22 protein-coding genes are annotated in these 22725 nt (G+C 60.0%); 14 read left to right on the top strand and 8 right to left on the bottom strand.

Annotated features, from left to right (window positions below; translation table 11 throughout):
- Positions 1-224 precede the first annotated feature (224 nt).
- Entirely contained in the window at positions 225-554 is a 330-nt protein-coding gene (locus BI292_RS27185; protein ID WP_101209822.1) for a DUF2442 domain-containing protein, read from the top strand.
- Positions 555-607: 53 nt separating this feature from the next.
- On the opposite strand, the gene trmA is transcribed toward BI292_RS27185, so the two are convergent.
- Entirely contained in the window at positions 608-1687 is a 1080-nt protein-coding gene (gene trmA / locus BI292_RS27180; protein ID WP_101209821.1) for a tRNA (uridine(54)-C5)-methyltransferase TrmA, read from the bottom strand.
- A complete protein-coding gene (locus BI292_RS27175) occupies positions 1684-2979 on the bottom strand; it encodes an NCS2 family permease (protein WP_101209820.1) in 1296 nt (431 codons plus the stop codon). Before BI292_RS27175 ends, trmA begins: the two co-directional genes overlap by 4 nt.
- Before the next feature lie 214 nt (positions 2980-3193).
- On the opposite strand from BI292_RS27175, the gene BI292_RS27170 reads away from it, so the two are divergent.
- Positions 3194-3640: a DUF4879 domain-containing protein gene (locus BI292_RS27170; RefSeq protein ID WP_256592743.1), complete on the top strand. Its 447-nt coding sequence runs from the start codon at positions 3194-3196 to the stop codon at positions 3638-3640.
- Positions 3641-3729: 89 nt separating this feature from the next.
- Positions 3730-4281 carry a DJ-1 family glyoxalase III gene (locus BI292_RS27165; protein WP_101209818.1) on the top strand — a complete coding sequence of 184 codons (552 nt, stop codon included), beginning with the start codon at positions 3730-3732 and terminating at the stop codon, positions 4279-4281.
- Between the two features lie 6 nt (positions 4282-4287).
- Here BI292_RS27165 and BI292_RS27160 read toward each other — a convergent pair whose 3' ends face one another.
- The gene (locus tag BI292_RS27160; RefSeq protein WP_092277744.1) at positions 4288-4575 is read right to left on the bottom strand and encodes a HigA family addiction module antitoxin; all 288 of its coding nucleotides are present in this window, start codon (positions 4573-4575) and stop codon (positions 4288-4290) included.
- Positions 4576-4872: 297 nt separating this feature from the next.
- Here BI292_RS27160 and BI292_RS27150 point away from each other — a divergent pair, with 297 nt between their 5' ends.
- Genes BI292_RS27150 through BI292_RS27140 form a run of 3 tightly spaced genes read left to right on the top strand, consistent with a single transcriptional unit; the run spans position 4873 to position 8590 of the window.
- The gene (locus tag BI292_RS27150) at positions 4873-5406 is read left to right on the top strand and encodes a (2Fe-2S)-binding protein (protein WP_101209817.1); all 534 of its coding nucleotides are present in this window, start codon (positions 4873-4875) and stop codon (positions 5404-5406) included.
- Entirely contained in the window at positions 5403-6389 is a 987-nt protein-coding gene (locus BI292_RS27145) for a xanthine dehydrogenase family protein subunit M (protein WP_092277748.1), read from the top strand. Before BI292_RS27150 ends, BI292_RS27145 begins: the two co-directional genes overlap by 4 nt.
- Positions 6389-8590: a xanthine dehydrogenase family protein molybdopterin-binding subunit gene (locus tag BI292_RS27140; RefSeq protein ID WP_101209816.1), complete on the top strand. Its 2202-nt coding sequence runs from the start codon at positions 6389-6391 to the stop codon at positions 8588-8590. The genes BI292_RS27145 and BI292_RS27140 overlap by 1 nt, the downstream gene beginning before the upstream one ends.
- A 20-nt stretch (positions 8591-8610) precedes the next feature.
- Here the strand turns inward: BI292_RS27140 and BI292_RS27135 are convergent, their stop codons facing one another.
- Complete coding sequence (locus BI292_RS27135; protein ID WP_101209815.1) at positions 8611-9849, bottom strand: MFS transporter; 1239 nt, start codon at positions 9847-9849, stop codon at positions 8611-8613.
- A 536-nt stretch (positions 9850-10385) separates the two neighbouring features.
- Here BI292_RS27135 and BI292_RS27130 point away from each other — a divergent pair.
- The 3 genes from BI292_RS27130 (at position 10386) to BI292_RS27120 (ending at position 13122) form a co-directional block, all read left to right on the top strand.
- Entirely contained in the window at positions 10386-11822 is a 1437-nt protein-coding gene (locus BI292_RS27130; protein WP_092277753.1) for a cytochrome ubiquinol oxidase subunit I, read from the top strand.
- Positions 11823-11825: 3 nt separating this feature from the next.
- On the top strand, positions 11826-12833 hold the full coding sequence (gene cydB / locus BI292_RS27125; protein WP_092277755.1) for a cytochrome d ubiquinol oxidase subunit II: 1008 nt from the start codon (positions 11826-11828) through the stop codon (positions 12831-12833).
- Positions 12834-12954: 121 nt separating this feature from the next.
- Entirely contained in the window at positions 12955-13122 is a 168-nt protein-coding gene (locus tag BI292_RS27120) for a DUF2474 domain-containing protein (RefSeq protein WP_092277757.1), read from the top strand.
- 79 nt (positions 13123-13201) lie between these two features.
- Here BI292_RS27120 and BI292_RS27115 read toward each other — a convergent pair whose 3' ends face one another.
- A complete protein-coding gene (locus BI292_RS27115; RefSeq protein ID WP_101209814.1) occupies positions 13202-14326 on the bottom strand; it encodes a class I SAM-dependent methyltransferase in 1125 nt (374 codons plus the stop codon).
- Positions 14327-14503: 177 nt separating this feature from the next.
- The gene (locus BI292_RS27110) at positions 14504-15217 is read right to left on the bottom strand and encodes an autoinducer binding domain-containing protein (RefSeq protein ID WP_101209813.1); all 714 of its coding nucleotides are present in this window, start codon (positions 15215-15217) and stop codon (positions 14504-14506) included.
- Between the two features lie 346 nt (positions 15218-15563).
- Between BI292_RS27110 and BI292_RS27105 the strand changes: the two genes are divergently transcribed.
- Entirely contained in the window at positions 15564-16340 is a 777-nt protein-coding gene (locus BI292_RS27105) for a ferredoxin--NADP reductase (RefSeq protein ID WP_092277763.1), read from the top strand.
- 88 nt (positions 16341-16428) lie between these two features.
- On the opposite strand, the gene mscL is transcribed toward BI292_RS27105, so the two are convergent.
- The gene (mscL, locus tag BI292_RS27100; RefSeq protein ID WP_092277765.1) at positions 16429-16854 is read right to left on the bottom strand and encodes a large-conductance mechanosensitive channel protein MscL; all 426 of its coding nucleotides are present in this window, start codon (positions 16852-16854) and stop codon (positions 16429-16431) included.
- Positions 16855-17140: 286 nt separating this feature from the next.
- Between mscL and BI292_RS27095 the strand changes: the two genes are divergently transcribed.
- From BI292_RS27095 to radA, 3 genes are all read left to right on the top strand, one after another.
- The gene (locus tag BI292_RS27095) at positions 17141-18682 is read left to right on the top strand and encodes a catalase (RefSeq protein ID WP_101209812.1); all 1542 of its coding nucleotides are present in this window, start codon (positions 17141-17143) and stop codon (positions 18680-18682) included.
- 85 nt (positions 18683-18767) lie between these two features.
- Entirely contained in the window at positions 18768-19322 is a 555-nt protein-coding gene (locus tag BI292_RS27090; RefSeq protein WP_101209811.1) for an ankyrin repeat domain-containing protein, read from the top strand.
- A gap of 45 nt (positions 19323-19367) precedes the next feature.
- Positions 19368-20735, top strand: a complete 1368-nt coding sequence (radA, locus tag BI292_RS27085) for a DNA repair protein RadA (RefSeq protein WP_092277771.1) — start codon at positions 19368-19370, stop codon at positions 20733-20735.
- Positions 20736-20853: 118 nt separating this feature from the next.
- On the opposite strand, the gene BI292_RS27080 is transcribed toward radA, so the two are convergent.
- Entirely contained in the window at positions 20854-21222 is a 369-nt protein-coding gene (locus BI292_RS27080; RefSeq protein ID WP_101209810.1) for a PilZ domain-containing protein, read from the bottom strand.
- Positions 21223-21423: 201 nt separating this feature from the next.
- On the opposite strand from BI292_RS27080, the gene BI292_RS27075 reads away from it, so the two are divergent.
- The coding region (locus tag BI292_RS27075) for a carbon starvation CstA family protein (RefSeq protein WP_305887400.1) at positions 21424-22725 on the top strand (1302 nt) is incomplete at its 3' end.

The following is a 22725-nucleotide window of genomic DNA, read 5'->3' as shown; positions in this document are numbered from 1 at the left end:
GGGTGGGTTGGTTGATTGGACTTTTGGTTTACCAAATGTCACCGCATAAATACAGGTGATTCAATCTTGCAAGGGTGCATGGCGCAGTAGGCATCCTTGATGCTGGCGCAACGATGAAAAGATTGCTTACGAATTGTGAATTGCGCAGCGTCCTCGGGATGTTGAGTCTTCGGCCTCAACAATCTTGTCGGCGGTTTCATTCGAGTCGGCGCGAGGACGTCAAAATGAAAACTACAACAGCTCAAGATCCGGTGGATGAACCGATAACTGAAGCAGTGCTGGACGAGGCGATCGAGCGAGGCCATTTACGTCAGAAGAACAGCCGGCAGGCGACAGCGGTGAACTATCGGGATTCTTGTCTGACAGTCAGTTTCAAGGATGGCAGTAGCGTTCGGTTGCCCTTGAAGTGTTATTCAGAATTTGATGGCTTCGGAAACAAAGACTTTGCAAATTTGAAGGTTGGTTTTTCGGGTGCCGCACTCTGCAATGAGCAACTGGATTTGCACATATCCATCGCTGGAATGCTTTCTGCACAAGTCGAAATTACCCAATAAGCACCCACAAAAAAGCCGTCATCACGACGGCTGATTTGTGATCAGAACATCCCTCAACGCCGAGTCAGCAACACCCCGGATTCCATGTGGTGTGTCCACGGAAACTGGTCGAACATCGCGCATTGGCTGATGCGGTGGGTGTCGTGCAGTTGGGCGATGTTGGCCGCCAGGGTTTCCGGGTTGCAGGAGATGTAGAGGATGTTGTCGAAGCGTCGGGTCAGTTCGCAGGTGTCCGGGTCCATGCCGGCGCGCGGCGGGTCGACGAACACGCTGCCGAACTCGTAGCTCTTGAGGTCGATGCCTTGCAAGCGGCGGAACGGGCGGACTTCGTTCAAGGCTTCGGTCAGTTCTTCGGCGGACAGGCGCACCAGCGTGACGTTATCCACAGCGTTTTCGCTGAGGTTGCTGAGCGCCGCGTTGACCGAGCTTTTGCTGATCTCGGTGGCCAGTGCTTTGCGCGAGCGCGTGGCGAGCGGCAGGGTGAAGTTGCCGTTGCCGCAATACAATTCGAGCAAATCGTCCGAGCGCTGGCCGAGGGCGTCGTAGGCCCAGTTGAGCATTTTCTGGTTGACCGTGCCGTTCGGCTGGGTAAACGCGCCTTCCGGTTGGCGATAGCTGAACGTGCGGCCGCCGACGTCGAATTTCTCGACCACGTAATCGAAGCCGATGACTTCGCGTTTGCCCTTCGAGCGGCCGATGATGCTGACGTTCAGGTCTGCCGCCAGTTTGCTCGCCGCCGCGTGCCAGTGCTCGTCCAGCGGACGGTGATAGCACAGGGTGATCATCGCGTCGCCGGCCAGGGTGGTGAGGAACTCCACCTGAAACAGTTTGTTGCTCAGCGGCGCGCTTGCTTGCCAGGCCGCTTTGAGCTTGGGCATCAGTTCATTGATGCGCAGGCTGGCGATCGGGAATTCTTCGATGAGGATCGGCGTGCGTTTGTCTTCCGGGGAAAACATCGCGTAGTGACGGTCGCCGCCTTCGCGCCACAGCCGAAATTCGGCGCGCAGGCGAAAGTTTTGCAGCGGCGAATCGAACACTTCAGGTTCTGGCGCACTGAACGGGGCCAGCAGGTCACGCAAGCGCGTGACCTTTTCTTCGAGCTGGACGGCGTAAGCCTGGGAATCAAAAGTCATGCGTTGAACCAACCCAACTTGATCACAAACAGAATCGACAGGATCACCAGTGCCGGGTTCAGCTCACGGCCGCGACCGGCCAGCAACTTGATCGCGGTCCAGGAAATGAAGCCGAACGCGATGCCATTGGCGATCGAGTAGGTGAACGGCATCGCCAGCGTAGTGACCACGACTGGCGCGGCGACGGTGATGTCGTCCCAGTCTATTTCGGCCAGGCCGGATGTCATCAGTACGGCGACGAACAGCAGTGCCGGCGCGGTGGCGAAGGCCGGAACGCTGGCGGCCAGTGGCGAGAAGAACAGCGCGAGCAGGAACAGAATCGCCACCACCACGGCGGTCAAACCGGTGCGGCCACCGGCACTCACGCCGGCGGCGGATTCGATGTAGCTGGTGGTGGTCGAGGTGCCCAGCAGCGAACCGGCCATTGCCGCGGTGCTGTCGGCTATCAGTGCGCGACCCATTTTCGGCATGTGGCCGTCCTTGCCCATCAGGCCGGCACGCTTGGCGACGCCGATCAAGGTGCCGGAGTTATCGAACAGATCAACAAACAGGAAAGCGAAAATCACGCTGACCAGACCGATGTCCAGTGCGCCTTTGATGTCCAGTTGCAGGAAGGTCGGGGCCAGCGACGGAGGCATCGACATCACGCCGCCGAACGGGGTAAAGCCCAGCGCGATGGAGGCAATGGTGACCACCAGAATGCCGATCAGCACTGCGCCACGCACCTTCAGCGCTTCAAGCGCCACAATCAGCGCAAAACCCAGGGTCGCGAGGATCGGTGCCGGTTGTTTCAGGTCGCCGAGGCCGACCATGGTTGCCGGGTTGCTGACGACGATGCCGGCGTTGTGCAGGGCGATCAGCGCGAGGAACAGGCCAATACCGGCGGCAATCGCTGAGCGCAGCGGCAGCGGGATGCTGTTGATGATCCATTCACGGATGCGGAAGATCGACAGCAGGAAGAACAGCACCGCCGAGATAAACACCGCACCCAGCGCCACTTGCCACGTGTGGCCCATGTGCAGGACCACGGTGTAAGTGAAGAAGGCGTTGAGGCCCATGCCCGGCGCGAGCGCGATCGGGTAGTTGGCGATCAGGCCCATCACTGTCGAACCGATGGCGGCGGCCAGGCACGTGGCGACAAACACCGCGCCTTTGTCCATGCCGGTCTCGCCGAGAATGCTCGGGTTGACGAACAGAATGTAGGCCATGGCCAGGAAGGTCGTGACGCCCGCCAGAATCTCGGTCCGCACGTTGGTGTTATGTGCCTTGAGTTGAAACAGCCGTTCCAGCATGTCCGCTCCCCGTGGCGCGCAGTGCGCCGTGAATGTATCGACCTCAACAGCAAAGCACAGACGGCCCAGGGCGCCCGGAATTTTCTGTGGGTCGGAAAAAGCCGCGCATCATACCAGCAGCGTGGGGCAATGGCTGCGATCGTCGGCGATGTTTTGTGCATCGGCGAACTGCGCCATACTGCGCGCCTGTTTTGGGGGAGTGATCATGGCGGGCATCAAGCGCAACATTGTTCGAGTGCTGGGGGTGATTTTCGCCGGTCTGGCCTGTGTGCCGGCGGTCATGGCCGCGTCGGCGCCGCCGCTGAGCAATGTTCAGGTACTTAAAGTGCAATCGGCTGCCTGCGGGATTGAAAACATTTCTGCCGGCCAGGAACGGACGCAATGCGATCACTCCGGCAACATCAAGGTCTACGTGCTGGAAATGGGCTACGGTCGCGCGCCCCGCGTCGGGCTTGATGGGTTCGAGCTCAAAGGAAAAGCCGACAAGGTCTGCGCATTCGGCAACGGCAACCTGACCGAATGCAGCGGCGCCGCGACGAAGATTGTCGGCACGTTGTACCTCTATGATCTGGGCGGCAAGCAGGAAGGAACCTTTACCTTCAGCAACACCTCGATCAATGCGCCGGGCAACACCATTTCGACGCAGCTTTACATCAAGTAGCCGCTGGCAAAAACATCAGGTAACGGGCCAGCCGCACAGCAGTCAATAAAGCTGACTACGCTTCAAGGACCCTCCTGTGGACCTTGCCCATGACTTTCAGAGCCCTGATTACCCTCGCCGAGGGCATCGATGACCTGCAATCCATCACCGTGGTCGATGTGCTGCGCCGCGCCCAAGTCGAAGTGGTGCTGGCCAGCATCGAAGGCCGGCGCATGCTCACTTGCGCTCGCGGCACGCGCCTGACCGCCGACGCGATGCTCGTCGATCTGCTCGCGCAACCGTTCGATTTGATCGTCCTGCCCGGCGGTGCCGTCGGCGCGCAACATCTGGCGGCGCATCAACCGCTCGCACAATTGCTCAAGGACCAGGCCGCCGCCGGACGCCTGTTCGCCGGCATCGCCGAAGCGCCCGCACTGGCGCTGCAAACCTTCGGCGTATTACGCCAACGGCGCATGACCTGCCTGCCCAGCGCCAGCCACCAATTGTCCGGTTGCAACTTCGTCGATCAACCGGTGGTGGTCGACGGCAACTGCATCACCGCCCAAGGCTCCAGCGCCGCACTGCCATTCGCGCTGGCACTGGTGGAAGCGCTGTGCGGCAAAGCCGCAAGAGCGGCGGTGGCGGGGGAGTTGTTGGTTTGACAGCGCTCAGGCATGAACTGCAATGCGCTCGATGACCGGTTGCTCGCGATGCTCCGCTTGCCAGAGGTCGTAATCGGTTTGGACGCCTAACCACGTTCTGGCCTGACCGATGCCCGCCCGCTCGAGACGTACCGCCAGGTCCGGGCTGATCGGTGCGTGGCCATGCAGCACTCGCGAAAGATGCGGCCGTGCAAAACCGAGATGGCGCGCCAACTCAGTGACGCTGATCCCCAATTCGGGCAATACGTCCAATAAAAGTGTTTCACCGGGGTGCGGCGGATTGTGCATCGGCATGGTCCTGCCTCCTGTCAGTGATAGTCCAGATAGTCGACCAGTTCGATACCGAACCTGATTCATAGAAGCCACGAAGGCCTTTGTGCCGAAAGGATTCGATCATGCGGCAAGTGTAAGGCGATACATTACACTCGATGCGGTATCTATGTATTGCACTTGATCGGCGAATTTGTGCTTCACGTCTGTTTTCGCCACAGATCAATTCCTTTGAACGCCCGTGCCACCCTCGAAGTCGTACCCCTTATGACGGCGGTTTACCAAAACGCTGCGAATGTACGATCAACCCGTGAGGTGTTTATGAGCGCAATCATTTCCGACGCTGAGCCGTCGGTGTTTACCCGTCATCCGTTGAGCCTGAAGCTCAATGGCCAGGCGCGTGAACTGCAAGTTTTACCCTGGACCACGCTGCTGGATCTGTTGCGCGAACAGCTGGATCTGGTCGGCACCAAGAAGGGCTGTGACCACGGCCAGTGTGGCGCTTGCACGGTGTTGCTGAATGGCAAACGAGTGAACGCCTGCCTGACGCTGGCGGTGATGTGCGATGGCGCCGAGTTGACCACGATTGAAGGCTTGGCCGATGGCGATGAGCTGCACCCGATGCAGCAAGCGTTCATCAAGAACGACGCGTTCCAGTGCGGATACTGCACGCCGGGGCAGATTTGTTCGGCGGTCGGGTTGGCTAATGAGGGTCGTGCGCAAACCACCGAGCAGATCAAAGAACTGATGAGCGGCAACCTCTGCCGCTGCGGCGCCTACAGCAACATTCGCGATGCCATCGAAGAAGCGTTGCCGGCCTGTCAGGCGCGTGCCGGGCAAGGAGGTGGCCAATGAATCCGTTCCAATACAGCAAGCCGGATTCAGTCGACAACGCCGTGCATCTGGCCGGGCCAGCGACGCGCTTCATCGCCGGCGGCACCAATCTGCTGGACTTGATGAAAGAAAACCTCACGCGTCCCGAGCACCTGATCGACATCACTGGTCTGCCGCTGCGTGAAGTCACCGAGACCGCCAGCGGCGGCGTGATGATCGGTGCGCTGGTGAGCAACGCCGATTTGGCCTGGCACCCGCTGATCGAGCAGCGTTACCCGTTGCTGTCGCAGGCGATTCTCGCCGGGGCGTCGCCGCAATTGCGCAACATGGCCAGCACTGGCGGCAATCTGCTGCAACGCACGCGCTGCTATTACTTCTACGACGCCAACGTGCCGTGCAACAAACGCGAGCCCGGCAGCGGTTGCCCGGCGAAGGATGGCCTGAACCGGATTCACGCGATTCTCGGCGCCAGCGCGCAGTGCGTCGCCACCCATCCGTCGGACATGTGCGTGGCGCTCGCGGCGCTGCAAGCGGTGGTCCACGTGCAGGGTCGCAATGGCCAGCGCACCATCGAATTCAGCGATTTCCACCGTTTGCCCGGCGACACGCCGGAGCGCGATAACCAGTTGGCCGACGATGAGCTGATCACTGCCATCGAGCTGCCCGCCGCCGGTTTCGCCGAGCACAGTAATTATCTGAAGATTCGTGATCGTGCCTCTTATGCCTTTGCGCTGGTCTCCGTGGCCGCGGCCCTGGAAATCAACGATGGCGTGATCGGCCAGGCGCGCCTGGCGCTCGGCGGTGTCGCGCACAAACCGTGGCGTGACACCGAGGTGGAAAACTCGCTGATCGGCAAAACCCCGAATGCGGAAACCTTTGCCGCTGCCGCCGACGCCTTGCTGCAACACGCGCAACCGCTCGAACACAACGCTTTCAAAGTCAAGCTGGCGCGCCGCGCGATTATCCGCGCCCTGAGCGATGCCGCGCAGGGAGGGCAAGCCTGATGAACACGTTTACCAAACCGCTGGGCCAGCCATTGGATCGAGTCGACGGCCACCTCAAAGTTACGGGTCAGGCGCGTTATGCCGGCGAGTTTCCTGAAGCAGGCCTGCTGCACGGCAGCGTGGTGTCGAGCAGCATCGCCCACGGCCGTGTCGTCAGCATCGACGCCTCGAAAGCCTTGGCACTGCCCGGCGTCGTCGCCGTGATCGACCACACCAATCGGCCGAAAATTGCCAGTTATGACGAAGATTACGAAGACGCCGATTCCGCCGAAGGCTCGCCGTTTCGCCCGTTGTACAACGACCGGGTGATGTACAGCGGCCAGCCGCTGGCCTTAGTGGTGGCGGACAATCTTGAGCTCGCGCGTTACGCCGGTTCATTGATCGAGATTGAATACGCCAGCGAATCGCATCAGACCGATCTGCTGAGCCTGCAGGACGAAGCCCATCCGGCGCCGGCCGAATTGCCCAAGCCGCGTGGGAATTTTCAGGCTGAATTTGCCGGTGCGGCGCTGAGCCTCGACCTCAACTACAGCACGCCGATCGAGCATCACAATCCGATGGAACCGCACGCCAGTACCGTGTTGTTTCAGGCTGACGGCAGTCTGCACATCCACGACAAGACCCAAGGCCCGCAGAACTGTCAGTCCTACGTGCAAAAAGTCTTCGGTCTGGAAAAGGAGCAGGTACGGATTTTCGCCGCGTACGTCGGTGGCGCATTTGGTTCGGGCCTGCGGCCGCAGTATCAATTGCCATTGGCGGTGATGGCGGCGCTGCACCTCAAGCGTTCGGTACGAGTAACGTTGACCCGCCAACAGATGTTCACGTTCGGCTATCGGCCGCGCACCTTGCAGCGCCTGCAATTGGGCGCGGCAGCCAACGGGCGCCTGCTCGCGGTCGGGCATACCGCCATCGGCCAGACCTCGCGGTTCGAGGATTTCACTGAGCACGTGGTCGAATGGAGCGGCATGCTTTATCACTGCGACAACGTGCAACTGACCTACAAACTGGTGCCGCTGGACGTGTTCACGCCGCTGGACATGCGCGCGCCGGGCGCCGCTTTGGGGCTGATCGGCCTCGAATGCGCGATGGACGAACTGGCCTGCGCGCTGGCGATCGATCCGGTGCAACTGCGCCTGGTCAACTACGCCGAGCGCAATCAGAACGAAGACAAACCGTATTCCAGCAAAGAACTGCGCGAATGTTATGCACAGGGCGCCAAGCGTTTTGGCTGGGACCAGCGCGATCCCGAGCCGCGCAGCATGCGTCAGGGCCGACAGTTGGTGGGTTGGGGCATGGCTGGCGGTGTCTGGGAAGCGATGCAGCAAAAGGCCAGCGCCAAGGCATCGCTTGATCACCACGGCAAACTCACGGTCAGCAGCGCCACCACCGATATCGGCACCGGGACCTACACGGTAATGACGCAAATTGCCGCGCAGGCGTCAGGCGTTGCGCATGAGGATGTAGTCTTTGTCCTCGGCGATTCGTCGTTGCCGACGGCGCCATTGCAGGGGGGCTCGTTTACGGTGTCCTCGGTCGGCACGGCGGTGCAGCAGGCCTGTGAAGCGCTGAAAGAGAAACTCTTGGCGGTAGCGCGGCAGACTCATCCGGCGTTCGGCGCTGTGACGCTGGAGCAAGCGACCTTCGAAGAAGGGCATTTGTTGTTCGGCGATGAGCGGGTGTCGCTGGCGGATCTGGCGCGCGGCAGTGGCGAAGACGCGATCGAAGTTCAGGTCGACGCCGAGCCCGACAAAAAACGTGACGCCTACGCCACCGCGACCCATTCGGCGGTGTTTGTTGAGGTGCTGGTCGACGAAGATCTCGGCACGATCAAGGTCAATCGCGTGGTCAGCGCCATCGCTGCCGGCCGTGTGGTCAACCCGAAAATGGCCCGTAGCCAGATTCTCGGCGGGGTGGTCTGGGGCATCGGCATGGCGTTGCACGAAGAAACGCAAACCGACCATGCGCTCGGCCGCAACATGAACCACAGCCTGGCCGAGTACCACATCCCGGTAAACGCTGACATCGGCGAGATTGATGTGCTGTTCGTCGAAGAAAACGACGAGATCGTCAACGCCCTCGGTTCCAAAGGCGTCGGCGAGATTGGCATTGTCGGGGTGGCGGCGGCGGTGGCGAATGCGATCTATCACGCCACCGGCAAACGGGTACGGGACTTCCCGATCACCTTGGACAAAGTGCTCTAGGGCACTTCGTCCAAAGTGCGCTAGACCTTGGCCTCTTCGACCAATTCGCTCATGCGGTCGCGGTTGGCCAAGGTCGGGAACAGTTTGATCCAGGTGCCAGTCACCACCAGCGTGCCGATGCCGCCCATGACCACGGCCGGCACGGTGCCGAACCAGTGGGCGGTGAGCCCGGATTCGAATTCGCCCAGTTGATTCGAGGCGCCGATGAACAAACCGTTCACGGCGCTGACCCGGCCGCGCATTTCATCCGGGGTTTCCAATTGCACAAACGACGCGCGGATGACCATGCTGATCATGTCTGCCGCGCCCAGCACTACCAGCACCGCAAGGGAAAACCAGAACGACGTCGACAGGCCGAACGCAATGGTCGCGACGCCGAAGATCCCGACCGCCGTAAACATCACCCGGCCGACTTTGCGCTCCACGGCAAATCGGGCGAGGTACAGCGACATCAGCAACGCGCCCACCGCTGGCGCCGAACGCAGCAGGCCCAAGCCCCACGGGCCGGTGAGCAAGATGTCCTTGGCGAACACCGGCAGCAGCGCGGTGGCGCCGCCGAGCAGCACGGCGAACAGGTCGAGGGAGATCGCCCCGAGAATGTCCGGGCGGCTGCGAATGAAACGAATCCCTGCCAGCAACGAATCCATGGTCGCTTTGCCCTTGTTCAACGGCGTCTGCCGGGCGGGCAGGTTGAGCATCAGGCCGCAAGCGATGATGTACAGAATCACCGTCGGGCCATACACCCAGACGCTGCCGAAGGCGTAAAGCAAACCGCCGAGCGCCGGGGCGACGATGGTTGCCGATTGCTGCGCCGATTGCGCGGCGGCGACGGCGCGCGGGAACAAGCTGCTGGGCACGATGCTCGGCAGCAGGGCTTGGGTGGTCGGCATTTCGAAGGAGCGCGCGGCGCCGAGCAGGAACGCGAGGATGAAGATCATCTCGCGGGTGACGTGGTCGGTGGCGCTGCCGATTGCCAGTGACAACGCGATCAACGCTTGCAGTGACTGGCAGATTGCCGCGACTTTGCGCCGGTCGTACCGGTCGGCGACATGCCCGGTGTGCAGCATGAACAGCACGCGCGGGGCGAATTCGACCAGACCGACCAGGCCCAGATCCAGCACGTTGCCGGTCAGTTGGTAGAGATTCCAGCCGATCGCCACGGTGAGCATCTGAAAACCGCTGGCGGTAAACACCCGGGCCAGCCAGAACGCGAGAAAAGGACGGTGGTGACGTAACAGCAGGGGCGCTTGGCTGGGCATCTGAAGGCAGGTCTTGGGCGTGGAGAAGGTCGAGGTTATCACCAAGCTGTAACCGGAAGTTACGGTGAAGGAAAATTTAGTTAGCAAGACAACGATCAAATCACTCCGGCGTACGAGATCCCATGTAGCAGCTGGCGCAGCCTGCGTCCGGCTGCGAAGCAGCCGTAAGGCCAGATACCACGGTGCATCAGGTCAGCCGAGGTCACAGGAAGAACGACTGCTTCGCAGCCGGACGCAGGCTTCGCCAGCTGCTACATGGGCGAGGCGGGCTTGATAGCCAATCCTCTGAGGCAACCTGTCACGCGGCAATCGACCACAGCGGCCATCGTCCGAAATGCGACTACTCTTTCAACATTGCTTGATCCAGATCAAAACCCTTATGGGAAATGATCCGGCGGCCACATGGCCAGACTCCCTACGCTGTGACGCTTATAAAAAAGAACCAATTGAATTTCGCCACACTCCATATCCGTGGGGGCAGAGTGGGTGCAGGGCCATAAGCCCTACAGCCGGTATTACCTGATAGAGGAAGACTTATGTTCGGTTTGGAGGCGCTTGATCTCGCCCGGATGCAGTTCGCGTTCACCATCTCGTTCCACATCCTGTTCCCGGCCATCACCATTGGTCTGGCGAGTTACCTAGCGGTGCTCGAAGGCTTGTGGCTGAAAACCAACAACGACACCTACCGCGACCTCTACCATTTCTGGTCGAAGATCTTTGCCGTCAACTTCGGCATGGGCGTGGTCTCCGGGCTGGTCATGGCGTATCAGTTCGGCACCAACTGGAGCCGCTTCTCAGACTTCGCCGGCGCCGTCACCGGGCCGCTGCTGACCTATGAAGTGCTCACCGCATTCTTCCTCGAAGCCGGTTTCCTCGGCGTCATGCTGTTCGGCTGGAACAAGGTCGGGCGCAACCTGCACTTCTTCTCCACCGTCATGGTGGCCGTCGGCACGTTGATCTCGACGTTCTGGATTCTCGCGTCCAACAGCTGGATGCAGACCCCGCAGGGCTTCGAAATCATCGACGGCCGCGTGATTCCGGTGGACTGGCTGGCGGTGATCTTCAACCCGTCGTTCCCGTACCGCTTGATGCACATGGCCACTGCCGCATTCGTCGCGACCGCGTTCTTCGTCGGTTCCTCGGCGGCCTGGCATTTGCTGCGCGGCAAGGACAACCCGGCGATCCGCACCATGCTGTCGATGGCGATGTGGATGGCGTTGATCGTCGCACCGATTCAAGCGGTAATCGGCGACTTCCACGGCCTCAACACGCTCAAGCATCAACCGGCAAAAATCGCCGCGATTGAAGGTCACTGGGAAAACAAGGGCGATGAGCCGACGCCGCTGATCCTGTTCGGCTGGCCTGACATGAAAGAAGAGCGGACCAAGTTTGCCGTGGAGATCCCGTACCTCGGCAGCCTGATCCTGACCCACTCGCTGGACAAGCAAGTGCCGGCACTCAAGGACTTCCCGCCGGAAGACCGGCCGAATTCGACCATCGTGTTCTGGTCGTTCCGGACCATGGTCGGCCTCGGGTTCCTGATGATCTTCACCGGTTTGTGGAGCCTGTGGCTGCGCAAGGGTGATCGTCTCTACACCTCGCGGCCGTTCCTGTACCTCGCATTGTGGATGGGCCCGTCCGGCCTGATCGCGATTCTCGCCGGTTGGTTCACCACCGAAATCGGCCGTCAGCCGTGGGTGGTTTACGGTTTGATGCGCACGGCGGATGCGTCCTCCAATCACAGCTTTATGCAGATGAGCATCACCCTGGTGCTGTTCGTGGTGGTTTATTTCGCGCTGTTCGGCGCCGGCCTCGGCTACATGATGCGTCTGGTGCGCAAAGGTCCGAAGATCGACGAGGGCAAGGAAACCAACGAGGGTGGTCCAGGCAAGAAACGCACGCCGGCCCGTCCGCTGTCCGCAGCCGACGACGACAATGCCGATGCCGACCACACCGTGACCAAGGAGATTTGAATCATGGGTATTGATCTTCCGCTGATCTGGGCCGTGATCATCATCTTCGGCATCATGATGTACGTGGTCATGGACGGCTTTGACCTGGGCATCGGGATTCTCTTCCCGTTCATCCCCGGCAAAACCGACCGTGACGTAATGATGAACACCGTGGCGCCAGTCTGGGACGGTAACGAAACCTGGCTGGTACTCGGCGGCGCGGCGTTGTTCGGGGCGTTTCCGCTGGCTTATTCGGTGGTGCTATCGGCGTTGTACCTGCCCCTGATCTTCATGCTCATCGGGCTGATCTTTCGCGGCGTCGCGTTCGAATTCCGCTTCAAAGCCAAGGACGACAAGCGGCACCTGTGGGACAAGGCGTTCATCGGTGGTTCGGTGGCGGCGACGTTCTTCCAGGGCGTAGCGCTCGGGGCGTTTATCGACGGTTTGCCGGTGGTCGACCGCCAGTTCGCCGGCGGCTCACTCGACTGGGCGACGCCGTTCACCATGTTCTGCGGCGTAGCGCTGGTGATTGCCTACGCGTTGCTCGGTTGCACCTGGCTGATCATGAAGACCGAAGGCAAGTTGCAAGAGCAGATGCACAACCTCGCGCGGCCCTTGGCGTTCGTGGTGTTGGCGGTGATCGGCATCGTCAGTATCTGGACGCCGTTGGCCCACGCCGACATCGCCGCGCGCTGGTTCACGCTGCCGAATCTGTTCTGGTTCCTGCCGGTGCCAATCCTGGTTCTGGTGACCATGTACGGTCTGATCCGCGCCGTCGCTCGCAACGCGCATTACACGCCGTTCCTGCTGACGCTGGTGCTGATCTTCCTCGGCTACAGCGGCTTGGGCATCAGCTTGTGGCCAAACATTGTGCCGCCGTCGATCTCGATCTGGGACGCCGCCGCACCGCCGCAAAGCCAAGGCTTCATGCTGGTCGGCACGCTGTTCATTATCCCGTTCATCCTGGGTTACACCTTCTGGAGCTACTACGTGTTCCGCGGCAAAGTCACCCATGAAGATGGCTACCACTAGCCGAACGGCGTACCCGTAGGAGCAAAGGCGTTCTCCCGGACGCCATCGCACCCGTAGGAGCAGAGCTTGCTCGCGAAGGCGTCTTCCCAGACGCCATCACCCTCAAATGAGGATTGCAATCATGTCCACCAAACCGTCCCTGCACGAGATTCAACAGGCCGAAAAAAAACCGCTGTGGCAGCGGCTCGGATGGTTGGCGATGATCTGGACCGGCAGCGTCGTGGCGCTGTTCATCGTCGCCAGCCTGATGCGCATGTTCATGAATGCCGCGGGCCTGAGCACGCACTGAAGGCATTCACCTATTCCCGTTCCGTGCCTTGTGACACGGTTTCTCAACCCTCCTGATGGAGGGTTTTTTTTGCCCGGGATTATTTACGCGCTTTCAGAATGACGAATTTCGGCGTCGCCGCCACTTGCTCGACCCCGCGAAACAGCCGCGCCAGTTTGCTGTGATAACCCAAATGACGATTGCCGACGATATACAGCGCGCCACCCACCACCAGCGCTTCGCGAGCCTGCTGGAACATGCGCCAGGCCAGGAAGTCACCGACCACTTGCTGCTGATGAAACGGCGGATTGCACAAAACCACGTCCAGCGATTGTTCTTCCTGCCCGGCCAGACCATCACCCGCGCGCACGATCACCTCGCGCTCGCCCAGCGCCGCACGCCAGTTTTCGCTGGCCGATTGCACGGCCATGAACGACTCGTCCACCAGCGTGTACTGCGCGTCAGGGTTTTGCAGGGCGCTGGCGATTGCCAACACGCCGTTGCCGCAACCGAGATCAGCCACGCGCGCCGCGCCCAGGTTTTTCGGCAGGTGCGGCAGGAACGCGCGCGTGCCGATATCCAGGCCTTCGCGGCAGAACACGTTGGCGTGGTTGAGCAGTTCGATGGCCGGCTCGTCGAGCAGGTAACGCGAAGGGTAGGGCGAGGTGGCCGGCGCTTTCGCTTCTGGCGTGGCAATCAGCAAACGCGCTTTTTTCACCGCCAACGACGCCCGAACCGGGCCGATATAACGTTCGAGCAGATCGCCAGCCGCACGCGGCAGGTGCTTGACCATCGCCGCAGCAATCACCTGCGCGCCCGGCGCCAATTGGCTTTGCAGGCGAATCAGTTGTTCTTCGAGCAGGGCGAGGGTTTTTGGCACGCGGATCAGTACACGATCAAACGGCCCGACCAAGGCTTCGTTGGCCGGCACACTCGGCACGGCGTCGAAACTCAGGCCGTTACGAATCAAATTCTTTTCCAGACCCTGAAACGCCAGATACGAATCACCACTGCTGGTGATCTGGACCTTGCCTGCGAGGCTCGCAGCCAATGCGCCAAAACTGTCGTTGAGCACCAACACTCTGCAGTCAGCGCTCGGTTGCTGTTCGGCCAGATGATTGAGCAGGTACTCGTCCGCGGCATCGAAGGCTTGCAGCGGTTCATTCTGCTGTTCGGGCTGGCGGATCAGGTCGAGTTCGGCGAAAGGTGTTTCGAGCAAAGGCATGGGGCGGGGGGCTCTGGATAATCAACGGGTGTCCCGCAGCCCTGGGGCGATGTAGCGGGCAGAAACGGCCGAGTGGACTGCGCCGTGGAGGTTCCCACGTCATCACTCTGGACGGATCGCAAATGGTACGTTTTTTTCGGTTGGATTACTCGCAGGTTTTCCTTGAGTACAGCGTCCTCAGATGACGCCGACCCGGGTGGCCTTGATCACCGCGGAAATCTTGTTGCACACGCCGAGTTTCTCGATGGAGCGGTGCACGTGGAAATTCACCGTGCGTTCGCTCAGGTTGAGGATCCGCGAAATCTCGTAGGCGGTCTTGCCGTCGGCCGATAATTTCAGCACTTCGATCTCTCGCGCAGACAGGTGCGGGATGCTTGGCGCAGGGGGTTTCCTGGGCAGCGCCATCGCGGCCAAGGCGTGCAAATGGCGACTGATGAACACCGTGAACCCGAGGTTTTCATACATCTCATACGCCGTCACCTCACAGTGGCTTCGGGCCAGGCTCAAAACGCTGCACAGGTCATTTTCCTCGTCGTGGATCGATTGCGACCAGCCGTGCTGCAGCTTTTGCTCTTGCATGGCCTGCCAGATCCATGGGGTTTTGGCGAAAGCGTGTTCGGACCAAAGAATCGGCAACATCGATTGCGTGCAGTGGGCGGCGATAGGGTCAATAGCATCGAATTTGTTCTGTTCGTAAAGAGTGTTCCAGTCTGGGGGGAAGTTGTTGCGCATAAATGTGGTGGTCGAAGTGGTCGGCGCCTTGGAGGTGGTTGAGAACGCGCAAAACTTGAAGCCCAGATTTTTGATGAAGTTGAGTGAAATCTGGTACGCGGTATCAAACTCTTTGGCGCACGACAACTGAGTGAGCTGCGTCTCCTTCCATATTTCCATTACCGTAATCTCCATTTACGTATTTCGTCGGGGTGCATATTGGATCCAATGATCCGGCACGCCCGGAGTGTAGGACTAATCCTCAGAAAACACCCCGACTATTTTGTTATGGAAACGTTCAATAATTCGATAAATGAGTTCTTAAGGTTGTAATGGTTCTGTAACGATTAAGATGAACTTCATAATGTAAACACTGTTGCAGTTCATTTATCCGATGATTCAGCGCCGTCAAAAACTTCGCTCGTGGCCTTGCGATAGAACCTTTCAGGGAATGCCACTACAAACCATCGGTGTTTAACCCGCCTGCTTTGCGGGACACTGGCGCACCTGTCCGATGGAGTGCCCCATGACCGCCAGTGCAGAAAAATTCACCCGCCAGACCTTGCTCGACGTCCAGCCATTGACCCCGAGCCTGTTTACCCTGCGCACCACCAGGGATTCGGGCTTTCGTTTTGTCGCGGGGCAGTTCGCCCGATTGGGCGTGACCAAGGCTGATGGCAGCACGGTGTGGCGCGCCTATTCGATGGTTTCTTCGCCGCATGACGAGTTTCTCGAATTCTTCTCGATTGTCGTGCCGGGCGGCGAATTCACCAGTGAGCTGAGCCGCTTGAAAGTCGGCGACACCTTGCTGATCGAGAAAATGGCCACGGGTTACCTGACGCTTGATCGCTTCGTCGATGGTCGCGACTTGTGGCTGTTATCCACAGGCACCGGGGTGGCGCCGTTTCTGTCGATCCTGCAGGACTTCGAAGTCTGGGAGAAATTCGAGCGCATCATCCTGGTCTACAGCGTGCGCGAGGGACGGGAGCTGGCGTATCGGGACTTGATCGCGGGGCTGGCGCAGCGCGATTACCTGGCCGAGTACGCGCACAAACTGCACTTCATCCCGACCGTTTCCCGCGAGCAGTTCGACGGCGCGCTCAATGGGCGGATTACCACCCTGATCGAGAATGGCGAACTGGAGCGCGCGGCAGGCGTGGCGCTGACGCCGGAGCACTCGCGTGTGATGATTTGCGGCAACCCGCAGATGATCGACGACACCCGCAAGCTACTGAAACAACGCGACATGAACCTCAGCCTGAGTCGCCGGCCCGGGCAGGTCGCGGTAGAGAACTACTGGTAGAGAGCTACTGGTAAAAAACGGCTGGTAAAAAACCGCTGGTAAAAAACCGCTGGTAAAAAAAACGGCGCCCCGCAGGCGCCGTTTTTTATCACTCCAACCTTCTCGGTTGTTCGTTCTGCGCCTTGAGCAGATCGCGGATCTCGCTCAACAGCTCTTCCTCTTTGGTCGGCACTGGCGGCAGCTTCGGCGCCACGGCCTCTTCACGCTTCAAACGGTTGATCAGTTTGACGCCCATGAAGATCGCGAACGCAACGATCACGAAGTCGATCATGGTCTGGATAAACTTGCCGTACGCCAGCACAACCGCCGGGATGTCGCCGTTGGCAGCCTTGAGCGTAATGGCCAGATCACTGAAATCCACCCCACCGATCAGCAGACCGAGGGGTGGCATGATCACGTCGCCTACAAACGACGAAACGATCTTGCCAAACGCGGCGCCGATGATGATACCGACGGCCATGTCGACCACATTGCCTTTGACCGCGAAGGCCTTGAACTCGTTTATCACGCCCATAGGTGATTTCCTTGTTACAGATGAGGTTGGTGAACGCAGTGTAAATCAGCAAAACGCATCTCGCTCGAAACACCTGCTTACATGGCTTGCCTGCAGTCGACCCGCCTGATTGCGAAAAGTTTACAAAAAGCCATCACTCGCGCGCGGTTACCCCGTCTAGACCGTGGCTTCCAGCCCGTTTTCCCTATCGCTGCGGTTGGGCATTTCTATTTAGATTTTGCGCCAGCGGTCTCTAGCCTCTGTTGAGCGCACCTGGATGCGCCTTAAAAAATCAGAGGAATCTCCAATGCAAATTTCCCTTGGCCTCGGGGCTTTTCCCCATCGCCGCGCCCTCGGCGTTTTGAGCGCCGGCCTGCTGTCGTTTTCTGTGAGTGCAGCCACCCTGACCCGCGATAACGGTGCCGCCGTCGGCGATAACCAGAACTCGCAAACTGCCGGCGCCACTGGCCCGGTGCTCCTGCAAGACGTGCAGTTGATCCAGAAACTCCAGCGCTTTGACCGCGAGCGCATTCCCGAGCGCGTGGTGCACGCCCGCGGCACCGGCGCCCACGGCACCTTCACGGTGACCGACGATCTCAGCGATCTGACCAAAGCCAAAGTCTTCGCCGCCGGCCAGAGCACCCCGGTGTTCGTGCGTTTCTCGGCGGTGGTGCATGGCAACCATTCCCCGGAAACCCTGCGTGACCCGCGCGGTTTTGCCACCAAGTTCTACACCGCTGACGGCAACTGGGACCTGGTCGGCAACAATTTCCCGACCTTCTTCATCCGCGACGCGATCAAATTCCCGGACATGGTCCACGCCTTCAAACCTGATCCGCGCACCAACCTTGACGACGACTCGCGCCGTTTCGACTTCTTCTCCCACGTACCGGAAGCCACGCGCACGCTGACCGAGTTGTATTCCAACGCTGGCACACCTGCCAGTTATCGGCAGATGGACGGTAACGGTGTTCATGCCTACAAGTTAATCAACACTAAAGGTGAAGTTCACTACGTGAAGTTTCACTGGAAGAGTTTGCAAGGGATCAAGAATCTCGATCCGGCAGAAGTGGTCAAAGTTCAAGGTCAGGACTACAGCCATCTGACAAATGATTTGGTCACCAACATCAACAAAGGCAACTTCCCGAAGTGGGACTTGTACGTGCAAGTGGTCAACCCGCAAGACTTGTACAAGTTTGATTTTGATCCATTGGACGCAACTAAGGTCTGGCCGGGTATTGCGGAGCGCAAAGTTGGACAAATGGTCTTGAACCGTAATCCGGCGAATGTATTCCAGGAAACCGAACAAGTTGCCATGGCTCCGGCCAATCTGGTGCCAGGTATCGAGCCTTCGGAAGACCGTTTGTTGCAAGGTCGAGTGTTCTCTTATGCCGATACGCAGATGTATCGCCTCGGCGCCAACGCCCTGCAATTGCCGATCAACGCAGCGAAAGTGCCAGTGAACAATGGCAATCAGGATGGCGCGATGAACAGTGGCGCCAGCAGCAGCGGCGTGAACTATCAGCCGAGCCGTTTGCTGCCGCGTGAAGAGGCGCAAACCGCGCGCTACAGCCAGTCGGCGCTGAGCGGCAGCACCCAGCAGGCGAAGATCCAGCATGAGCAGAACTTCAAGCAGGCCGGCGATTTGTATCGCTCGTTCAGCCCGAAGGAGCGTCAGGACTTGATCGACAGCTTCGGCGGTTCGTTGGCGACCACCGACGATGAGAGCAAGCACATCATGCTGTCCTTCCTTTATAAGGCCGATCCCGAGTACGGCACCGGCGTCACCAAAGTGGCCAAGGGTGACCTGGCGCGGGTCAAGGCACTGGCGGCGAAACTGGCGGACTGATCGCTTTTTTGCCTGAACATGCGGGGCCTCGTACGAGGCTCCGTCACCTCTGCGCCACATCTACGTCACAACAAAGGAGCCAGTCATGCGTTGGTGTTTATGCTTTTTTCTGGCAGCGCTCTCGTGGAGTGCGTTTGCCGAGCCTGCGGTCGATGTCACGCAAGACCCGGCCGCGCTGAAAGCGCAACTGCAGGATTACTATTTCGACGCCGCGCGCCGTGGCGATGTGCCGATGCTTGAGACTTTTATCGACGCCGGTTATTCCCTCGATACCCGCGACGCCAAGGGTTACACCGCGCTGATTCTGGCGGCGTACCACGGTCAGACGGATGCGGTGAACCGCTTGCTCGCTGCCGGCGCCGATGCCTGCGCGCAGGATCAGCGCGGCAACACGGCGCTGATGGGCGCTATTTTCAAGGGTGAAATGCACATCGCGCGCACCTTGCTGGCCAGCGATTGCAGCCCCGATCAACGCAACGGCGCCGGGCAGACTGCCGCGATGTACGCCGGACTGTTCAATCGCGTGGAATTGCTCGATGCGCTGAAAGCCAAGGGTGCCGACCTGAATGCCGAAGATCCGCTGGGCAATAGCGCCGCGCGTCTGGCCAGCGGTGAAATCCGCAACGCCGCGCCGCGCTGATCCGTCTCAGCTGAGCTATCATCGCGGTTTTTCCCGGGAGTTCAGATGGCCAAGGCCAAGCGCATGTACGGCTGCACCGAGTGCGGCTCAACATTCCCCAAGTGGGCGGGCCAGTGCGGCGAGTGCGGGGCCTGGAACACGCTGACCGAAACCATGGTCGAGAGCGGCGGTGCTGCGGCGCCCAGCGGTCGCACCGGTTGGACCGGCCAGCAGGCGCAGATCAAGACCCTGGCGGAAGTCAGCGTCGAAGAAATTCCGCGTTTCTCAACGGCCTCCAGCGAACTCGATCGGGTATTGGGCGGCGGTCTGGTGGACGGCTCGGTGGTGTTGATCGGCGGTGATCCGGGCATCGGCAAATCGACGATTCTGTTGCAAACCTTGTGCAACCTCGCCAAGAGCATGCCGGCGCTGTATGTCACCGGCGAAGAATCCCAGCAACAAGTGGCGATGCGCGCGCGTCGCCTCGGTTTGCCCCAGGACAAGCTGCGGGTGATGACCGAAACCTGCATCGAAACAATCATCGCCACGGCCCGTCTGGAAAAACCCAAGGTCATGGTGATTGACTCGATCCAGACGATTTTCACCGAACAACTGCAATCCGCGCCTGGCGGTGTTTCCCAGGTGCGCGAGAGCGCGGCGTTGCTGGTGCGTTACGCCAAGCAGAGCGGCACGGCGATTTTCCTCGTCGGCCACGTGACCAAGGAAGGCGCGCTCGCCGGCCCGCGGGTGCTGGAGCACATGGTCGATACCGTGTTGTATTTCGAAGGCGAATCCGATGGCCGTTTGCGTCTGCTGCGGGCGGTGAAAAACCGTTTCGGCGCGGTCAACGAACTCGGCGTGTTCGGCATGACCGACAAGGGTTTGAAAGAAGTCTCCAACCCTTCGGCGATTTTTCTAACGCGCGCGCAGGAAGAAGTCCCGGGCAGTGTGGTGATGGCGACGTGGGAAGGCACGCGACCGATGCTGGTCGAAGTGCAGGCGCTGGTCGATGACAGTCATTTGGCCAACCCGCGCCGGGTCACGCTGGGGCTGGATCAGAACCGTCTGGCGATGCTGCTGGCGGTATTGCACCGCCACGGCGGGATTCCGACCCACGATCAGGACGTGTTCCTCAACGTGGTCGGCGGGGTCAAAGTGCTGGAAACCGCCTCGGATCTGGCGTTGATGGCGGCGGTGATGTCGAGCCTGCGCAATCGGCCGCTGCCGCATGATCTGCTGGTGTTCGGCGAAGTCGGCTTGTCCGGCGAGGTGCGCCCAGTGCCGAGTGGCCAGGAGCGCTTGAAAGAAGCGGCGAAACACGGCTTCAAACGCGCGATCGTGCCCAAGGGCAACGCACCGAAAGAAGCGCCGCCGGGCTTGCAGATCATCGCGGTGACCCGACTGGAACAGGCGCTGGACGCGTTGTTCGAATAACGCAAAACCCTGTGGGAGCGAGCTTGCTCGCGATAGCAATGTGTCAGTTGCCAATAATGTTGGATGGCACGCCGCTATCGCGAGCAAGCTCGCTCCCACATTCGTTTCAGGGTGTTTGTCAGACTTCGATCAGGGCACCCAACTCGCGCTCGAGTTCTGCCGGGTCGCCGAGGTTGAACTCGATCAACCGCCGCAAGCGCTCGATGGATTCCAGGCTGATGTGTTTGCAGACGAAGCCGAGCTGGCCGTGGTCGTCGTGTGCCAACTCGACGTCCATTTTGATCTCGACGTCAGTGGTCAAGTGAATATCCACCAGAAAATGCTGCGCCGGATTACCCAGCCAGGGTTCGGGCTTCTCGATCAACAAGCCCTTGAGTGACAGGTCGATCAGCTTCACTGGCCAGGTCAATTCTCCCTGGCTCAGCTCGGTGCGGGCATCGAACTCGATTCGTTTGAAGCGGCGGCGATCGGCAGGCTGGTCACTCATGGCGCAATCCTCGTGAAGGTTGCCTGACTATAGACCGGCATTGGCGAGCGCGGCCAGCACGCTGATGGTTCCAGACCACACGCTGATGGCTCTAGACCACACGCTGATGGCTCTAGACCAATGTTGGGTATGGTCTTTATCGACAGGCGAGCTAAACTCCGGATGGCTGTCTTTCTTGTCCACCCTGGCTGGAATATAAAAATGAAAAATAATAATAGCCTGCTACGCCACTTACCCTGGCTGCTGCTGGCAATCGTAGGAGCGTGCGCCCTTGGCGTAGTGGCATTGCGCCGAGGAGAGGCGATCAACGCCTTGTGGATTGTGGTCGCCGCGGTGGCCATTTACCTCGTTGCATACCGTTACTACAGCCTGTTCATCGCAACCCATGTGATGCAACTCGATCCACGTCGGGCCACCCCCGCCGTTCTCAACAATGATGGCCTGGACTACGTCCCGACCAACAAACACATCCTGTTCGGTCACCACTTCGCGGCCATTGCTGGCGCGGGGCCGCTGGTTGGGCCGGTGCTGGCGGCGCAGATGGGTTATCTGCCCGGCACGCTGTGGCTGATTGCCGGTGTAGTGCTGGCCGGTGCGGTGCAGGATTTCATGATCCTGTTCCTCTCGACGCGGCGTAACGGCCGCTCGCTCGGCGACATGGTCCGTGAAGAAATGGGCCGTATCCCTGGGACCATCGCGCTGTTTGGCTGCTTCCTGATCATGATCATCATCCTCGCGGTGCTGGCGCTGATCGTGGTCAAAGCCCTGGCCGAGAGCCCGTGGGGGATTTTCACGGTGATGGCGACCATCCCGATCGCGATGTTCATGGGCATTTACATGCGCTACATCCGCCCGGGCCGCATCGGTGAAATTTCCATCGTTGGCGTGCTGCTGCTGTTGGGCTCGATCTGGCTGGGCGGGCAGATTGCCGCCGATCCGGTGTGGGCCAAGGCGTTCAGTTTCACTGGCGTGCAGATCACCTGGATGCTGGTCGGTTATGGTTTCGTCGCTGCTTCGTTGCCGGTGTGGCTGATCCTGGCGCCGCGCGATTATCTGTCCACGTTCCTCAAGATCGGCACCATCATCGCTCTGGCGATCGGCATTCTGGTGACCATGCCCGAGCTGAAAATGCCCGCGCTGACCCAATTCGTCGACGGCACCGGGCCGGTGTGGAAGGGCGGTCTGTTCCCGTTCCTGTTCATTACCATTGCCTGTGGCGCGGTGTCCGGTTTTCACGCGCTGATCTCCTCCGGCACCACGCCGAAGTTGTTGGATAACGAAGTCAATTCCCGCTACATCGGCTACGGCGCGATGTTGATGGAGTCCTTCGTCGCGATCATGGCCATGGTCGCCGCCTCGGTGATTGAGCCAGGCGTGTATTTCGCCATGAACAGCCCGGCCGCTGTGGTCGGTGCCGACGTGGTAACCGTCGCGCAAACCGTCAGCAGTTGGGGTTTTGCGATTACCCCGGAAGCGCTGCAAGCGGTCGCGCATGACATCGGC

Source organism: Pseudomonas sp. 43NM1, from assembly GCF_002836905.1.
GTDB lineage: Bacteria > Pseudomonadota > Gammaproteobacteria > Pseudomonadales > Pseudomonadaceae > Aquipseudomonas > Aquipseudomonas prosekii.
This window is presented reverse-complemented; position numbering and strand designations above follow the sequence as displayed.

Excerpts from the sequence above, each read along its gene's own strand:
- BI292_RS27175 (WP_101209820.1), bottom strand. The coding sequence starts at position 2,979 with ATGCTGGAACGGCTGTTTCAACTCAAGGCACATAACACCAACGTGCGG.
- mscL (WP_092277765.1), bottom strand. The coding sequence starts at position 16,854 with ATGGGCGTGATAAACGAGTTCAAGGCCTTCGCGGTCAAAGGCAATGTG.
- BI292_RS27135 (WP_101209815.1), bottom strand. The coding sequence starts at position 9,849 with ATGCCCAGCCAAGCGCCCCTGCTGTTACGTCACCACCGTCCTTTTCTC.
- BI292_RS27160 (WP_092277744.1), bottom strand. The coding sequence starts at position 4,575 with ATGCCGATGCACAATCCGCCGCACCCCGGTGAAACACTTTTATTGGAC.
- BI292_RS27120 (WP_092277757.1), top strand. The coding sequence starts at position 12,955 with ATGTCCACCAAACCGTCCCTGCACGAGATTCAACAGGCCGAAAAAAAA.
- BI292_RS27150 (WP_101209817.1), top strand. The coding sequence starts at position 4,873 with ATGAGCGCAATCATTTCCGACGCTGAGCCGTCGGTGTTTACCCGTCAT.
- BI292_RS27140 (WP_101209816.1), top strand. The coding sequence starts at position 6,389 with ATGAACACGTTTACCAAACCGCTGGGCCAGCCATTGGATCGAGTCGAC.
- trmA (WP_101209821.1), bottom strand. The coding sequence starts at position 1,687 with ATGACTTTTGATTCCCAGGCTTACGCCGTCCAGCTCGAAGAAAAGGTC.
- BI292_RS27110 (WP_101209813.1), bottom strand. The coding sequence starts at position 15,217 with ATGGAAATATGGAAGGAGACGCAGCTCACTCAGTTGTCGTGCGCCAAA.
- BI292_RS27145 (WP_092277748.1), top strand. The coding sequence starts at position 5,403 with ATGAATCCGTTCCAATACAGCAAGCCGGATTCAGTCGACAACGCCGTG.
- BI292_RS27090 (WP_101209811.1), top strand. The coding sequence starts at position 18,768 with ATGCGTTGGTGTTTATGCTTTTTTCTGGCAGCGCTCTCGTGGAGTGCG.
- BI292_RS27165 (WP_101209818.1), top strand. The coding sequence starts at position 3,730 with ATGACTTTCAGAGCCCTGATTACCCTCGCCGAGGGCATCGATGACCTG.
- BI292_RS27105 (WP_092277763.1), top strand. The coding sequence starts at position 15,564 with ATGACCGCCAGTGCAGAAAAATTCACCCGCCAGACCTTGCTCGACGTC.
- BI292_RS27115 (WP_101209814.1), bottom strand. The coding sequence starts at position 14,326 with ATGCCTTTGCTCGAAACACCTTTCGCCGAACTCGACCTGATCCGCCAG.
- BI292_RS27185 (WP_101209822.1), top strand. The coding sequence starts at position 225 with ATGAAAACTACAACAGCTCAAGATCCGGTGGATGAACCGATAACTGAA.
- BI292_RS27130 (WP_092277753.1), top strand. The coding sequence starts at position 10,386 with ATGTTCGGTTTGGAGGCGCTTGATCTCGCCCGGATGCAGTTCGCGTTC.
- BI292_RS27080 (WP_101209810.1), bottom strand. The coding sequence starts at position 21,222 with ATGAGTGACCAGCCTGCCGATCGCCGCCGCTTCAAACGAATCGAGTTC.
- radA (WP_092277771.1), top strand. The coding sequence starts at position 19,368 with ATGGCCAAGGCCAAGCGCATGTACGGCTGCACCGAGTGCGGCTCAACA.
- cydB (WP_092277755.1), top strand. The coding sequence starts at position 11,826 with ATGGGTATTGATCTTCCGCTGATCTGGGCCGTGATCATCATCTTCGGC.
- BI292_RS27095 (WP_101209812.1), top strand. The coding sequence starts at position 17,141 with ATGCAAATTTCCCTTGGCCTCGGGGCTTTTCCCCATCGCCGCGCCCTC.